The following is a 15,539-nucleotide window of genomic DNA, read 5'->3' as shown; positions in this document are numbered from 1 at the left end:
TCGCCTGCCCTGATCGCCTGAAGGACTGATGCCCCATGCCGATTTCCGTGCTCTCGGTCGCCTCGGAGGTGTTTCCCCTGATCAAGACCGGGGGGCTGGCGGATGTGGTGGGGGCCTTGCCCGGGGCGCTGGCGGCCGAGGACGTGGCCGTCACCACCCTGGTGCCGGGTTATCCCGCCGTGACCGAGGCCTTGCAGGACGGGCGGGAGGTTCACGCCTTCGCCGAGCTGTTCGGCGGGCCGGCGCGGCTGGTGGCCGGCACGGCCCACGGCCTGGACCTGATCGTGGTGGACGCCCCGCACCTGTATGCCCGGGCGGGCAATCCCTACATCGGCCCGGATGGGCGCGACTGGCAGGACAACCCCCTGCGCTTCGCCGCCCTGTCGCGCGCCGGGGCGGAGATCGGCCTGGGCCGGGGCGGCGTGCCCCAGCCGGACATCGTCCACGCCCATGACTGGCAGGCCGGCCTGACCCCGGCCTACCTGGCCTATGATGGCTGGCAGCGGCCGGCCACGGTGATGACGGTGCACAACCTGGCCTTCCAGGGCCAGTTCGAGGCGACGCTGCTGCCCCGGCTGGGTCTGCCGCCCCATGCCTTCAATATGGAGGGCGTCGAGTATTACGGCGCGGTCGGCTACCTGAAGGCCGGCCTGCAGCTGGCCGACCGCATCACCACCGTATCCCCCACCTACGCCCAGGAAATCCGGGGGCCGGACGCCGGCATGGGGCTGGACGGCCTGCTGCGCGCCCGGGCGGGGCAGTTGAGCGGCATCATCAACGGCGTCGACACCGCCATCTGGGACCCGGCCGCCGACCCCTTCCTGCCCGCCCCCTTCTCGTCCAAGCAGATGAAGGGCCGGGCCGCCGCCAAGGCCGCCTTGCAGGAACGGTTCGGCCTCGCCACCAACCCCAACGCCCTACTGTTCGGCGTGGTCAGCCGCCTGTCGTGGCAGAAGGGCCTGGACCTGCTGCTGGAGGCCATCCCCACCCTGATCGCCGCCGGCGGCCAACTGGTGCTGCTGGGCGCCGGCGAGGCGGCGCTGGAGCGCGGCTACCGCAACGCCGCGGCGGCCCATCCCGGCCGCATCGGCTGCGTCATCGGCTATGACGAGCCGCTGGCCCATCTGATCCAGGCGGGGGCGGAGGCGCTGATCGTGCCCTCGCGGTTCGAGCCGTGCGGCCTGACCCAGCTGTACGCCCTGCGCTATGGCGCCATCCCCGTCGTCTCCAGCGTCGGCGGCCTGGCCGACACGGTCATCGACGCCAACGAGATGGCGCTGGCCAGCGGCGTGGGCACGGGCGTGCGCTTCCAGCCGACCACCACCCTGGCGCTGGAGGGCGCCATCCAGCGCGCGGCCGCCCTGCACGCCGACCAGTCGGTGTGGAAGCGGCTGCGCCGCAACGCCATGGCGACGGACGTGTCGTGGACCAACCCGGCCCGCCGCTATGCCGCCCTGTACCGTGACCTGGTGGGGAACCGCGCATCGTGAGCGTCCGCCGCCCCGCCGATGGCCCCGGCACCCCCGAGCCGCTGGGCGTCACCCTGACGGCGCACGGCATCAATGTCGCCGTCCATTCCGCCCACGCCACGGCCATCGAGCTGTGCCTGTTCGACGCGGGGACCGAGGGCGAGGCGCCGACCGAAACCATCCGCGTCGCCCTGACGGAACGCACGGGCGATGTCTTCCACGGCTTCGTGCGCGGCGTCCACGCGGGGCAGCGCTATGGCCTGCGGGCCCATGGCCCCTTCGACCCGCGCGCCGGCCATCGCTTCAACCCGGCCAAGCTGCTGCTGGACCCGTACGCCACGCGGCTGGACGGGCCCTTCCTGCCGCACCCCGCCCAATTCGGCCATAAGCCGGGGGAGCCGGACGCCGACTTGGCCGCCGACACGGTGGACAGCGCCCCCTTCGTGCCCAAGGCGGTGGTGGAGGGGCCGTTCGATCCCGGCCCGGTGACCCGCCCCCGTGTGTCCTGGGGCCGCACTGTGATCTACGAATGCCACCTGAAGGGCTACACCGCCCTTCACCCGGATGTGCCGGAGGACCTGCGCGGCACCTTCGCCGGGCTGGGCCATCCGGCGGCGGTGGATTACCTGAAACGATTGGGCGTGACCACGCTGGAAATCCTGCCGGCCATGGCCTGGGCAGATGAGCGCCACCTGGCGCCCCTGGGCCTCAGCAACGCCTGGGGCTACAACCCCATCGCCTTCTGCGCCCCCGATCCCCGCCTGGCGCCCGGCGGCTGGGCGGAGGTGCGCGCCGCCGTGGCCGCCCTGCACGCCGCCGGCATCGAGGTCATCCTGGACGTGGTGTTGAACCACTCCGCCGAATCCGACGAGCTGGGCCCCACGCTCAGCCTGCGCGGCCTGGACAACGCCGGCTACTACCGCCTGCGCCCGGACGATGGGGACGCCGAGGGCCGGCGCTATTACGTGAACGATACCGGCTGCGGCAACACCCTGCCCGTCGACCGGCCGGCCATGATGCGCCTGGCGCTGGACGCCCTGCGCACCTGGGCGACCCGCGCCGGCCTGGACGGCTTCCGCTTCGACCTGGCCGCCACCCTGGGGCGGACGGACAGCGGCTTCGACCCCGACGGCGCCTTCCTGTCCGCCCTGTCCCAGGATCCGCTGCTACGCGACCTGAAGCTGATCGCGGAGCCGTGGGACATCGGCCCCGGCGGCTACTGCCCCGGCGGCTTCCCCGCCGGCTGGGGCGAATGGAACGACCGCTTCCGCGACGACGTTCGCCATTTCTGGCGCGGCGATGGCCATAAGCTGGGGGCGCTGGCCACTCGGCTGGCGGGATCCGCCGACATGTTCGGGGCCAAGCGCCGCCCCTCGCGCAGCGTCAACTTCATCGTCGCCCATGACGGCTTCAGCCTGGCCGACCTGGTGGCCTACCAGGCCAAGCGCAACGAGGCCAATGGCGAGCACAACCGCGACGGCACGGACGACAACGCCAGCTGGAACCATGGTGTGGAGGGGCCCAGCGACGATCCGGCCGTGACCGTCGCCCGCCGCCGCGACATGCGCGCCCTGATCGCCACGCTGATGGTGGCGCGGGGCACACCCATGCTGGGCATGGGGGCGGAGGCGGGGCGCACGCAGGACGGCAACAACAACGCCTACGCCCAGGACAACCGCCTGAACTGGCTGGACCATGGCGCCATCGACACCGGCCTGTACGACTTCACCCGTCGCGCCATCGCCCTGCGGCAGGCCCATCCGGCCCTGCGCGCCGACCACTTCCTGACCGGCGATCCCAATGCCGCCGGCGTGCCGGACGTGGAATGGCTGCGCGCCGATGGGCGGGCCCTGGCCGGCGGCGATTGGGACGGCGACGGCCCCCTGGTCGCGATCTTCGCGGCCCCGGGCGAGGCGGGTGACCTCGACCGGGTGGCCGTCATCATCAACCGCGCCGGGGAGGCATGGACCGTCACCCCGCCGTGGAACCGCGCCGGCCACGGCTGGCGCCGCGTCTTGGACAGCGGCGCCGAGGCCGATGGCGATGGCGATGGCGACGACACCCCCGTTGATGGCCCCGTCGACGGCCCCTTCCCCGTGGGGCCGCGCACCGTGCTGGTCCTGGCGGAGCAGCCGGCAGACGAGGGCCGGCGGCGATCCCCGCCCACGGCCGACCTGCTGGACCGCTACGCCCGCGCCGCCGGCATCGCGCCGGACTGGTGGGATGAGATGGGCGGCCACCACCCCGTGCCCGACCAGACCAAGCGCGCGCTGCTGGGTGCCATGGGCCTGGACGCGGAAACCCTGGGCGCCGTCCGTGACGGGCTGGAGCGGCTGTCGGAAGAGGGAACGTTCCGCCCCCTGCCCCACACCGTGGTCGGCACGGCGGGGCAAGCGCTGCGCCTGGTCGTACCCCTGGCCGACACCCCGGCGTTGGATTTGGCGCTGCGCCTGGAGGATGGGACGGCCCGCCCGCTGAAGGTGGCGCTGGACGGCCGGCGCCTGCCCGTCACCGCCCCCGACGGCCGGCGGTGCACCACGGTGGAGGTGACGCTGGAGGCCTTGCCGGCAGGCGTACACCGCCTATCCCTGGCCAATCGGCCGGAGATCGCCGCCACCCTGGTCGTCGCCCCGCCCCGCGCCCACCAGCCGCCGATCCTGGCCGGCAAGCCGCGCTTCGGCATCGGCGCCCACCTCTACGCCTTGCGGCGTTCAGGGGACCACGGGGCGGGCGACCAGGGCGTGGGCGACTTCACCACCCTGGCGCGGCTGGGTGCCAGCGCGGGGGCGCTGGGCGCCGTCACCGTCGGCATCAACCCCCTGCACGCCCTGTTCAATGGCGACCGCGAGCGCGCCAGCCCCTACCAGCCGTCCGACCGCCGCTTCCTCGATCCTCTCTACATCGACCTGGCCGCCCTGGGCGATGTCGATCCCGCGGGGGCCGCCGCCGCCCTGCTGGCGGCTGAGGGGGCGGCGCTGGACCAGCTGTCGGCCCATCGGGCCATCGACTATCCGGCGGTCTGGGCCCTGAAGCGCCGGGCCCTAGCCGCGGCCCACGCCGGCTTCCGCGACTTGGCGCGGCGACAGCCGGACCACGCGCTGACCCGCGACCTCGCCGCCTTCGTCCACGCGGGCGGCGATGGCCTGCGGCGCTACGCCCGGTTCGAGGCTCTGGCCGATATCCACGCCGGCCCCTGGGCGCATTGGCCCGAGGCCGCGCGCACGCCGGACGCCGCCGCGGACACTGACGCCGCCGACTTCCACATCTGGCTGCAATGGCTGGCCGACCGCCAGCTGGCCGCGGCCGACCAGGCCGCGCGCCGGGGTGGGCTGGCGCTGGGCTTCTACCGCGACCTGGCGGTGGGGGCGGCCTTCGACGGGGCCGAGACCTGGGGCAACCGGGCGGAATTCGCCCTGGACGCGTCCATCGGCGCGCCGCCGGACCTGTTCTCGGCCGAGGGCCAGGTGTGGAACCTGCCACCGCCCAATCCCCTGGCGCAGGAGGCCAATGCCGGCGCCGCCTTCGCCGAGTTGCTGGCCGCCAACATGCGCCACGCCGGCCTGCTCCGCATCGACCATGTCATGGGCCTGAAACGCCTGTTCTGGGTGCCCAAGGGGGCCGCCGGCCGCGACGGCGCCTATGTGGCGGCGCCATTTGACCTGCTGCTGGCGCGGACGCTGCTGGAAAGCCGGCGGGCGGGCGTGGCCGTGGTGGGGGAGGATCTGGGCACCGTGCCGGAGGGCTTCCGCGAGCGCCTGGGCGACGCCGGCATCCTGTCCTACCGCGTGCTGTGGTTCGAGCGGGAGGGCGAGCGTTTCCGCGACCCGGCGCGCTGGCCGGCCAACGCCGCCGCCTGCGTCTCCACCCACGACCTGCCCACCCTGGCCGGCTGGTGGGCGGCGGCCGACATCGCCGAGAAGCGCGCCCTGGGCCTGGTGGATGACACGGGCGAGGCGCAGGCCCGCGCCGCCCGGCGGGAGGAGAAGCGCGGCCTGCTGGACCAGTTGGCCAGCGCGGGTCTGCTGACCGGCGCCCAGCACCTGGACGGGGATCTGGATGGCGATCTGGACGACACCTTGGCCGCCGCCATCCATGCCTTCGTCGCGGCGGCGCCCTCGACCCTGATGTTGGCCCAGGTGGACGACCTGGCCGGCGAGGTGGACGCCGTGAACCTGCCCGGCACGGACCGGGAGCGGCCCAACTGGCGCCGCCGCCTGACCCCGGATGTGGAGGAGTTGCTGTCCACCGACCGCAGCCGCGCCATCATGGCGGCGGTGGCGCAGGGGCGGCGATAGGGCCACCTATGCGGCGAATCCGGCCGCCACCAGGGGCGCCAGGTCGGGCGGCAGCGTGCCGTCCAGGTGCATCAGCCGCACCCGCAACAGGGCGGCGATGGTCATGGCATCCCGGATCTCCCCCGACAGCGCCATCTCCAGCGCCGCCCGCAGGGGCAGGCGGCGGATGGTCAGTTGCTCCGTCCCGTCCGGCGCCACCGGCACCTCGGTCAGGTCCCACGCCAGATAGAGGTGGGCATGTTCATTGCCCACGCTGTTGGACATGTCCATGCGCTGGATTTCCAGCCAGCGTCCGGCGCGCAAACCGGCTTCCTCCCGCAGTTCCTCGGCGGCGCCCGCCAGGGGGCCAACGGCCTTGGGGCCGGTGAGGGGGATGCCGCCCTCGACCATTTCCCAGCTATAGCGGCCGGCGCCGAAGCGCCATTGCCCCACCAGCCAGGTATCGCCATTGGCCGCCACGGGCAGGACGCCCACCGCCACGGTGGTGAACTCCACCGTGCCGAAGATGCCCGGGCGGCCGTCGGGGCGCAGCACCTCGTGATGGAAAACCCGCAGCCACGGGGTTTCGTACCGCAGGTCACGCGACAGGACGGTCCAGGGATTCGTCTCGGCGGACGGCGGGGTCGGCGTGGGGTCGGACATGGGGGCGGGCATGGGGCTTCCGGTTCCTGATGGGGCATAAGGTCTTAGGGCGGAGAATACGGAAAAGCGCCCGGCCGCTCACCCCCTATCCACCGGCGCGCCATCACCCATTTCCTCGGGTAGCGCTCGCAAGCCGCTGTTTCCCAAGGCTTTCCCAAAGGGGGCACCCCAGTTCTGCCCCCTCCCTCCGGGGTCCGTCATATTTTTTTCGATTTTCCCAAACAAAGGGGTTCCCATCCCAAAAACGCTTTGCTATATCACCGCCCACCGCAGCGCCGCTGACTGATCGGTCAAACGAAAACGAAGCAGGCGCGCTGATCCCAGGTAGCTCAGCCGGTAGAGCAGGTGGCTGTTAACCACCGGGTCGGGGGTTCGAGTCCCTCCCTGGGAGCCAATTTGGAAAAGCCCGCGAAGAAATTCGCGGGCTTTTCTATTTGCGCCAGTGGCACTATTACACGCGGATACCAGCCACTTTTAAACGACGCGTCATCTCGCCCGGGGAATGAAGCCGGGCACACCGGTTTCAATCACGGCGTTGAATCGGACGTTGGTCGCGATACCGTGGCGGATTTCCCCCATCGCCTCCTCGGGCAGGGGCGTAATCTCCAGGTTCTCCCGGATGTGGTCGGGATTGGTCGAGGTGGTCAGAAAGGCCGTGCCCCGCTGGATGGCCCAGGCCAGCGCCACCTGCGCCGGTGTCCGGCCCAGACGGCGCGCGATACCCACCAGCACCTCGTCGTCCAGGACGCGCGGTTCCATGGCGTGCCCCAGCGGTGCGAAGGCCTGCAGGATGATGCCGTGGTGGCGGCAGAAATCCAACAGCTCCCATTCTTGGAGATAGGGATGGGCTTCCACCTGCACCATGGCGGGCTTGATCCGGGCGATGGCCACGATCTTCCGCAGCTTTTCCAAGGATATGTCCGACAGGCCGATGGACCGGCAGCGGCCCTCCTCCACCAGGGCTTCCATGGCCCGCCAGGTGTCCGCCAAGGTCACGCCGGTGTCGTAGAGCACCCGTCCCTGCCCGTCCCGCGGATCCTGGTCCTCCCCCGGTTGGAAGGCGAACGGGGTGTGGATGATGTAGCAGTCGACGCAATCGACGCCCAGCCGCCGGCAACTGGCCTCGAACGCGGGGCGGACCCGTTCCGGCCGGTGGTTTGTGTTCCACAGCTTGGTCGTCAGGAAGACGTCCTCGCGGCGGACGACGCCGGCCCCGAGGGCGTCCCGCAGGGCGTCGCCCACCGCCGTCTCGTTGCGATAGCGCTCGGCGCAGTCGAAATGGCGGAAGCCCGCCTCCAAGGCCGCCCTGACCGCCCGCCGGGTCGCGGCGGGGTCAGGAATCAGCGTGCCGAAGCCCACGGCCGGGATCCCGCCCGCGCCGTGGGCGGAAGGCAGCACGGTGCGGGAAAAGGCGTCGTCGGTGGTCATGGTCATATTCCCTTCTCGTCGATGGTGGCGCGCCTGAAGGCGCCGGTGGCATTGCCGCCCAGCGCGATGAAAAGCTGCACGGTGTCCAGGTAGCGGGCCGTCTCCGCCCGGATACGGCCCAGCAGGGCCCGTTGATAGGCGCGTTCGGCGTCCAGCATCGGCAGGACGCCCGTATCCTCAGTGCGATAACCATCACGGTTCAGGCGCAGGCTGGCGCCGGCCGCGACCAGGGCCCGTTCCTGCGCGGCATAGGCATCCGCGTCATGACCGATGGCCTGGAGCACATCCGCCACCTGGCACAGCGACCGGACCACCGTGCGCCGATACGCAGCCAGCGCGGCCCGATACCCCTCGACCGCGCCCTCGCGGTTGGCTTCAAGGGCGCCACCATGGAAAACGGGACCGGCCAGGCCGGCGGCGGCGCCCCACAACGAGTTGCCCGCCTGGAACAGGGATGCGGGGTCCGTTCCCCCTTGGGTGAGGGAACCGGACACGGTCAGGTGCGGATAAAGGTCGGCGGTGGCCACGCCCACGGCGGCGCTGGCGGCATGCAAGTCCGCCTCGGCCGCGAGGATGTCGGGCCGGTCATGCGCCAGTTCCGACGGCAGGGTAAGAGGCAAGTCGGACGGCAGGACGAAGCCCGCCAGGTCGAAGTCCGGCACCGCCGCTTCAGCCGGCCCCTGTCCCGCCAGAATGGCCAGCGCATGCCGGGCCGCGTCGCGCTGCTGGGCCAGCGGCGGCAACAAGGTCTGGTCCTGCGCCAGTTGGGTTTCCGCCAAGGCGACATCGGGCTGGCCCACGCCGCCCTGGCCATGGGCCGCGCGCACCAGGGCCAGGGTGCGCTCATCATCCGCCAGCAGCGTCCGGACGGCGTCGATTTGCGCCCGCGCGGAGGCCAGCAGGAAGGCCTGGGTCGCGACATCACCGGTCAGGATGAGATAGGCGGCATCGAAACGATGCGCCTCGGCATCGGCCAACGCACCTTGCCGTTCCACCAGCCGCCGCGTCCCGCCGAACAGGTCGAGGTCGAAACCCACCTGCGCGCCGACGGCATAGAAGCTGGAGGTCGCCGGACCGGGCGCGTCCGCCCGGGCACGACCAATTTGGGTGCCAAAGTCCACCTGGGGGTAGAGGGCACCGCCGGCGGCGCGAACGGCATCCGACGCCTGGCGGATGCGCGCGTCGGCGATCTTGAGGTCGAAATTGCCCCCGATCGACCGTCGCATCACCAGGTCGAGCGCCGGGGAGCGGAATGCCGACCACCAATCGCCGGCGATCCCCCCGCCCGGCGAGACACGCTGGGGGCTGGCGGCCTGGGCGAGCCTACTTTCCACCTCCGGATCATAGTGGGCCGAGGGTGGCGCGGCCGGCGGCGTGAAATCCGGACCGACGGTACAGGCGGACAGCAGGGCTAGGGACAGCGCCGCCACCAGGGAGCGGCACGGGTGTGGGACGGGTGCATGGGCCGTCATTCCGACCTCCTTCACTCGGGTTGGGTTGGGCGCGGCGCGCGCAGCAACAGCGTGAGCGGCGCGGCCGCCAGCATCACAAGCGCCAGGATCTTGAACTGGCCGATGATGGCGACCGTGGCCGCCTGGCCGGTGACCAAGTCGTTCACCATGGCCAGGTGGGGTGCGGCGGCCGTGGCCAGGCCATGGGTGGCGGCGCGCACCGGGGTCAGGTTCTTGGCCAACGCCAGGTGCATGGCCTGGGTGTTGCCGTGAAAGAAGATCTGCACGACGGCGATGCCGATGGTGCTTCCGTATAGTCGGGACAGGTTGAACAGGGCCGCCCCTTCCGCATGGAACGCCCGGTCCAGCGTGCTGAACGCCGCCTTGCCCAAGGCCGGCAACAGGATGCCCAGCCCCGCCCCCTGCAGCGCGCCCGCCAGGACCACGGGTCGCCAATCCATGGCGGGTGAATAGCCCAGCATGCGCCAGTTGGCGTACGCGACCAGAACCGTTCCGGCGAAGACCAGGGCGCGGCTGTCGATACGCGCCGCCGCCCGGCCCGCCAGCATCAGCGTACCCACCAGCGCGACGCCGCGCGGAATGGCCGTATAGCCGGTGGTATCGACCGGGTAGGCGAACAACTCCTCCAGCATGGGCGAGGTCAGCGCCAAGGTCGGCAGCAGGACGAAGCCCGCGGCGAAGACGATGAGCAGCGACAGGACGAAATTGCGGTCCCGGAGCAAGGCCTTGTCCAGGAAATGCGCCGGCGCCGTCAGGACATGGACTACGAAAAGGTAAAAGCCCAGCGCGGCGGCGGTGGCCTCCGCCCAAATCTCGGGCGCGGCGAACCACTCCAGACGCTCCCCCTGTCCAGCAGCAGTTGCAGGCCGACGATGCCCAGCGAAAACGCCGCCAGGCCGACGAAGTCGAAAGGCGGATTTTCCGCCGCCCTCCTTTCCGGCAACCACAGCGCCATCACCAGCAACACGAACCCCGCCAGGGGCAGGCTGGCCAGGAAGATGGCGGGCCAACCGTGATACTCGCTGAGCCAGCCGCCAATCGGGGGGCCGCTGCTGATGCCGAACAACATGCAGGCCGTGCTGGCCAGACCGATCCGGGCATGGCGGGCGGGCGGCGAGACGTCGTGCAGGACCGCGAGCGCCAAGGGGCCGATCGGGCCGCTGGCCGCCCCCTGAACGACGCGGGCCAGGATCAGCTGGCCGCAGGTTTCGGCCCGCGCGTCGAGCAGCAGGCCGATGATGAAGAGGACGACGCTCCCCAGCAGCAGGGTCCTCCTCCCCAGGCGGCCGGCCAACCACCGCGTCATCGGCAGGACAACCATGCCGGCGGTGACGTAGGAGGCGAAGATCCACCCGATCTCGTCATCCGCCATCGACAACGTGCCCTGCATGTGCGGCAAGGCGGCGTTGGGGATGGAGATGTTGACGCCCTGCATGTAGGTGGCCACGAAGGCCGCCAGGGTGAGCACGCGTCGGACACCGGCAGATGAGGCGACGCTCATTTGGCAGCCCCCGTCGCCGGGGCGGGCCACAGGCCGGCCAGCCAGTGGTGGCGGGAGCCGGTATCGACCCGGGCGGTGACGCTGATCCCGGAAAAGGCCGGCCGGTAGGGGGCCGCGCCGTCAAACTCAAGGCGCACCGGCAGGCGCTGCACGACCTTGACCCAATTGCCGGTGGCGTTCTCCGGCGGCAGGAGGGCGAAGTCGGACCCCGTGCCGGGGCTCATGCTGACGACATGCGCCGTGAAGACGCTGTCCGGGAACGCGTCGATGCGGATGGAGGCCGCCTGGCCCGGCTTCATATGGGTGAGGTCGGTTTCCCGGAAATTGGCCTCGATCCATATCCGCCGGCTGGATAGCAGCGAGAAGACTGTGGCACCGGGCGTGATGAAGTCGCCCACCTGCACATCGTCGACCTTGGTCACGATGCCGTCGTCCGGCGCCGTCACGGTCGCATACGAAAGGTCGAGCCGGGCGCGGTCCAGCTCCGCCCGGGCCGCCCGCACCGCGGGATGCCGGTCAGGCGCCGCCTCCGGGTCGCCGTTCAACGCGGCCACGGTGTTGGCGATCTGCTGCCTGATCGACACAACGCGCTGGCGCGCGACCTTGAGGTCCGTCTCGGCACGCTCGTAAGCGGCGCGGGAGGCGAAGTCGGTCGCCATCAGCGCCGTCTTGCGGGCGTACTCCCGCTCATCGAAGTCGGCGCTGTCCTTGGCGGACTGAAGCTCGGCCAATTGCTGGCCATATGTGGCCTTGAGGGCCGCGATCTGAAGGCGCGCACCCTCCAACCGCGCCTCGGCCTGATCGATGGCGATGCGATAGGGCTCGGGGTCCAGGCGGAACAACACCTGCCCCTTGGTGACGCGCTGGTTGTCCGCGACCGCGATCTCCACCGCCTGCCCGCCCACCCGGGCGTTGACCGCCTGCTTGGCCATGCGGACGAAGGCGTCATCGGTGGAAACGTACGGCTCGCCGGCGACATAGCGGGTGGCGCCGATAGCGGCCAGCACCAGCGGGAACGCCACCAGGAGAGGCAGCCGCAGCTTTTCCCGAAGTGTTCTCAAGGGCCGGGCGGCAACGCCGCCGGGCGAACGGAGATCGAGCGGTCCTTCGATTTGCGCGTCCATCATAGGGCCTCTGGTCTGGGGGGGCCGGCGGCCGCGCCCCGGCTTCCCGGGACGCGGCGGGCCGGGACGGGTGTCAATTGGGGGCCAGGCGGGCCTGGGTCAGGGCACTGTCCAGGTTGGCTTCGCAGCGGTCATAGCCGCCGCTGCCCGGAACCAGGCCCGCCTCGGCGCAGGCCGAGACGATGCCGGGAGCACCGCGCCGCTCCTCCGGCCGGGCGGTGGCCAAGGCGTGGCTCAGGGTGCTGACGCAGGCGGCGTAGTCGGTATCGTTGACCGTCAGACCCAAGGTCTGCTGGCAGATATGCCGGATGGCGGCGGCGTCCGTGACCGGAGCGGCCGGCGCGGCGGGAGCGGCAAGGATCGCGGCACCCATCAGGGCGGCGGCGATGGTGGCCTTGATCGAAGCAGGCAAAGCACGGGTGTTCATGGCCTTTACTCCACGGCTGAAGGGGTTGGATTTTCAGAAAGCGGATTTCGGGGAAGCGCTCATTGCGAGGCCGGCGCCGCCCTTGTGTTTTGTACTAAGCAGTATATATATCGAAGCCAAGGACCGCGTCAAAGGATTTTATGCGATATGGTACAAATTAAAGACGGCATGGAAGCCAAGCGCCGCGGCCGGCCCCGCGCCTACGATCCGCATGCGGCGCTGCTGCGCGCCATGGATGCGTTCTGGAAAAGCGGTTATTCGGGGACGTCGCTGGATGACCTCTCGGCCGCGACGGGCATGAACCGGCCCAGCCTCTATGCGGCGTTCGGCGACAAGCGCTCGCTCTATCTCAAGGCGCTGGCGCACTATTGGCAGGTCGCCCTGGACGGCATGCGCGCCGATCTCGCCCTGGACCGCCCCTTGGCGGACTCCCTGATGCGGGCTTACGAGGGGGCGCTGGCCATCTATTTTTCTGACACGCCCTCCACCGATGGTTCCCCTGGCGACGGCCCAGCGCGCGGCTGTTTCGTGGTGGGAACGGCGGTGACGGAGGCCGTGGAGGACGCGGAGATCCGTGAGAGCCTGATGACAGGCTTTCTCGCCTTCGACGCCGATTTCGCGGCCCGCTTCCGTGCCGCCCAGAAGACGGGTGAATTGCGGGGCGACGCGGATCCGTCCGCGCTCGCCGTGATCGCCACCGGCGTGATGCACACCATCGCCATTCGCGCCCGGTCCGGCGCCACGCGCGGCGACCTGGAAGAGCTGGCGCGCAAGGCGGTGCGCGCCCTGTGCCGATGAGCGAGGCGCTGCCGGACATACTCGCGCGGCACTTGGACGTGGTTTTCTGCGGGATCAACCCGGGGCTGACCGCCGCGGCCACGGGGCATCATTTCGCCGGACGGGGGAACCGCTTTTGGCGCGTCATCCATCGTGCCGGCTTCACCCCGCTGGAACTAAGCCCCCTGGAGGCACAGACCCTTCCCCTGTATCGGTGCGGCTTGACAACCGTGGTCGACCGGCCGACAGCGGGGGCGGATGAAATATCCGCCCGCGAATTCATCGACGCCGCCGCGCGGCTCGAGGAGAAGATCACCCGCCACGCGCCCCGCATGGTGGCATTCCTGGGAAAGGCCGGCTATGCCGCACTCTCAGGGCGCCGAAAGATCGACTGGGGTTGTCAGGCGGTCCCCTTCGGCGGGGCCCAAGCATGGGTCTTGCCGAACCCGAGCGGGCGGAACCGGGCCTTCACCCTGGACCAACTGGTGGACGCCTACCGCCCCCTGCGCCAAGCGATGGGTTAGGCCTTATCCAGCGGGCGGTGTTCCGAGATAAACCAATCGGGATAGGGGGCGATCCTAGTTGATCGCTCCCCTCCCACACCACCCGGCATGCGGGTCCGCACCGGGCGGTTCGAGGAGTTGAGGTCAGGAGAGACGGGGTAGTCCCAGGGCGTCGGCCCACTTCAGGGTGAGACCGGCGTTGAGGGCCATTGCACTGTTGCGCCACCAGCAGCGGCTGTTATCCGCCACTCGACGGGCAACGTGCTGTTTGGCACCCAAGGCCTTCAACTCCCTGTAAATGGTTGCGCCGTGCCTCCACTGCTTGAGCTGGACGGCCCTCAGCCGGTGACGCATCCACTGGTCCAGGTCGTTCCAGACCCGGGGTGTCTGCGCCAGACGGAAGTAGGCCTTCCATCCCAGGACATAGGAGCGCAGGCGCGTCACCACCTCCTGCACGCTGTTCCCGCCGGATCGGCAGGTCAGGTGCCGGACGCGCTGCTTGAAGGTCGCCAACGGCTTGTCGGCGACCCGCCGCTTGATGATGCCGCCCGGCGCCACCCAGAAGCCATAGCCCAGGAACTTGCGGCCGAACACGCTGGCCACGGCGCTCTTGGTCTCGTTGACCGAGAGGCACAGCCGGCCATAAAGCCGCCGTAACAGCGCTATCACCCGTGCCCCCGCCTTCCGTGAGCGAACGTAGACGTTCGCGTCATCGGCGTAGCGCACGAAGCAATGGCCCCGACGTTCCAGTTCCTTGTCCACCCCGTCGAGCAGGACGTTGGCCAGCAGAGGCGACAGCGGGCCGTCCTGCGGCGTCCCCCTCTCCCGTGCCTGGACCACGCCCCCCACCATGATCCCGCTGTCCAGGTACGCCCGGATCAGCCGGACGACGCCGGCATCCCCGATGCGCTTCCCGATACGGTCGATCAGGATGTCGTGGTTCACCCGGTCGAAGAACTTCTCCAGGTCCACGTCAACCACCACCCGCCGCCCCGACTGGACGTACGACTGTGCTTGAAGCACCGCGTCATGCGCCCCTCGACCCGGACGGAAGCCGTAGCTGTACTCGCTGAAGCTCGGATCAAGAATAGGCTGCAGCACCTGCAGCAGCGCCTGCTGGATCAGACGATCCGTCACCGTCGGGATGCCAAGCTCGCGCTCGCCCCCGTCCGGTTTCGGGATCGCCACCCGTCGTACCGGCTGAGGCCGGTACGTCCCTGACAGTACCTGGCTCCGGATCACAGGCCATGCCGTGCGCAGGTGGGCCGCCGTCTGGTCAATGTCCAGTCCGTCTACCCCCGCCGCGCCCTTGTTGGACCGCACCCGCCGCCAAGCCCGTTGCAGGTTCTCTCGCGTCAGGGCCGCCAGCAGCAGCCCTGACCCCGTGCTTTCCATTCCCGGGCGCGGGCGCAAGGCTTCGTCGCTGCCGGACCCAGGCAAGGCTTCACCTTGCCTCCCTCCCAGCCGCCCCGCTCGCGCGGGCATCTGACGCTCTGCCTTCCGCATCGCCACGGTGGATCAACACTCCTCCTCGTTCGGTCCTTCAGGCCTGCTCTCCACAGTCCCTACTACGACCTCGGCTGACTTCCCGCTCCGGCTCAACACCGTCGCCCTTTCAGGCGCAAGGCGGGACCTCCCCAGGTAAGAACGCGCTCCTTCACTGCACCACCGCCGGATTTACGCCACCGATCCTTGGTCACAAGAGCTTCACGACTTGCTGCCCGCTCGCCCTGATCAGCACCGCCTTCTATCCAGTTCTTGTCCATCGGCACGCAGCTTCGCTCCACGCTTCCTCCCCACGGTCGGTCGCCCTTCCGCAGTTGCGCTTCGCTTCGTTCACTGTGACCAGCTTACGGAGGGACTTACACCCTCAAGAACGCGCCCATGCTGGGCGCACAACA

12 protein-coding genes and 1 tRNA gene are annotated in these 15,539 nt (G+C 70.2%); 5 read left to right on the top strand and 8 right to left on the bottom strand.

What is annotated here, in order from left to right; all coding sequences use genetic code 11:
• Positions 1–35: 35 nt before the first annotated feature.
• Together glgA and glgX are read left to right on the top strand one after the other, a co-directional pair.
• Positions 36–1,490 carry a glycogen synthase GlgA gene (gene glgA / locus UAJ10_RS24865; RefSeq protein ID WP_416235403.1) on the top strand — a complete coding sequence of 485 codons (1,455 nt, stop codon included), beginning with the start codon at positions 36–38 and terminating at the stop codon, positions 1,488–1,490.
• Complete coding sequence (gene glgX, locus UAJ10_RS24860; RefSeq protein WP_322917938.1) at positions 1,487–5,764, top strand: glycogen debranching protein GlgX; 4,278 nt, start codon at positions 1,487–1,489, stop codon at positions 5,762–5,764. Before glgA ends, glgX begins: the two co-directional genes overlap by 4 nt.
• Positions 5,765–5,770: 6 nt before the next feature.
• On the opposite strand, the gene UAJ10_RS24855 is transcribed toward glgX, so the two are convergent.
• Positions 5,771–6,418 carry an NUDIX hydrolase gene (locus UAJ10_RS24855; RefSeq protein WP_322917937.1) on the bottom strand — a complete coding sequence of 216 codons (648 nt, stop codon included), beginning with the start codon at positions 6,416–6,418 and terminating at the stop codon, positions 5,771–5,773.
• 306 nt (positions 6,419–6,724) lie between these two features.
• On the opposite strand from UAJ10_RS24855, the gene UAJ10_RS24850 reads away from it, so the two are divergent.
• Positions 6,725–6,800: transfer RNA gene (locus UAJ10_RS24850), tRNA-Asn, on the top strand.
• A gap of 92 nt (positions 6,801–6,892) precedes the next feature.
• Here UAJ10_RS24850 and UAJ10_RS24845 read toward each other — a convergent pair.
• From UAJ10_RS24845 to UAJ10_RS24820, 6 genes are all read right to left on the bottom strand, one after another.
• Complete coding sequence (locus UAJ10_RS24845; RefSeq protein ID WP_322917936.1) at positions 6,893–7,834, bottom strand: aldo/keto reductase; 942 nt, start codon at positions 7,832–7,834, stop codon at positions 6,893–6,895.
• Positions 7,835–7,836: 2 nt separating this feature from the next.
• Positions 7,837–9,306, bottom strand: a complete 1,470-nt coding sequence (locus tag UAJ10_RS24840) for an efflux transporter outer membrane subunit (protein ID WP_322917935.1) — start codon at positions 9,304–9,306, stop codon at positions 7,837–7,839.
• Between the two features lie 11 nt (positions 9,307–9,317).
• Positions 9,318–10,028, bottom strand: coding sequence for an MFS transporter (locus tag UAJ10_RS24835; RefSeq protein ID WP_322917934.1), 711 nt, complete (start codon positions 10,026–10,028; stop codon positions 9,318–9,320).
• A 41-nt stretch (positions 10,029–10,069) separates the two neighbouring features.
• A complete protein-coding gene (locus UAJ10_RS24830) occupies positions 10,070–10,807 on the bottom strand; it encodes an MFS transporter (protein WP_322917933.1) in 738 nt (245 codons plus the stop codon).
• The gene (locus tag UAJ10_RS24825) at positions 10,804–11,868 is read right to left on the bottom strand and encodes an HlyD family secretion protein (protein ID WP_322917932.1); all 1,065 of its coding nucleotides are present in this window, start codon (positions 11,866–11,868) and stop codon (positions 10,804–10,806) included. The genes UAJ10_RS24830 and UAJ10_RS24825 overlap by 4 nt, the downstream gene beginning before the upstream one ends.
• Before the next feature lie 136 nt (positions 11,869–12,004).
• On the bottom strand, positions 12,005–12,358 hold the full coding sequence (locus tag UAJ10_RS24820; protein ID WP_322917931.1) for a hypothetical protein: 354 nt from the start codon (positions 12,356–12,358) through the stop codon (positions 12,005–12,007).
• Positions 12,359–12,505: 147 nt separating this feature from the next.
• On the opposite strand from UAJ10_RS24820, the gene UAJ10_RS24815 reads away from it, so the two are divergent.
• Positions 12,506–13,156, top strand: coding sequence for a TetR/AcrR family transcriptional regulator (locus tag UAJ10_RS24815; protein WP_322917930.1), 651 nt, complete (start codon positions 12,506–12,508; stop codon positions 13,154–13,156).
• Positions 13,153–13,659, top strand: coding sequence for a G/U mismatch-specific DNA glycosylase (gene mug, locus UAJ10_RS24810; RefSeq protein WP_322917929.1), 507 nt, complete (start codon positions 13,153–13,155; stop codon positions 13,657–13,659). Before UAJ10_RS24815 ends, mug begins: the two co-directional genes overlap by 4 nt.
• A gap of 123 nt (positions 13,660–13,782) precedes the next feature.
• Here the strand turns inward: mug and ltrA are convergent, their stop codons facing one another.
• Positions 13,783–15,144, bottom strand: coding sequence for a group II intron reverse transcriptase/maturase (gene ltrA, locus UAJ10_RS24805; RefSeq protein ID WP_322919049.1), 1,362 nt, complete (start codon positions 15,142–15,144; stop codon positions 13,783–13,785).
• Between the last annotated feature and the right edge of the window lie 395 nt (positions 15,145–15,539).

It is taken from the genome of Nitrospirillum guaranorum (genome assembly GCF_034653275.1).
Taxonomy (GTDB): Bacteria; Pseudomonadota; Alphaproteobacteria; order Azospirillales; family Azospirillaceae; genus Nitrospirillum.
The sequence above is the reverse complement of the archived record's forward strand: the minus strand, read 5'-3'. Positions and strand labels throughout refer to the sequence as shown.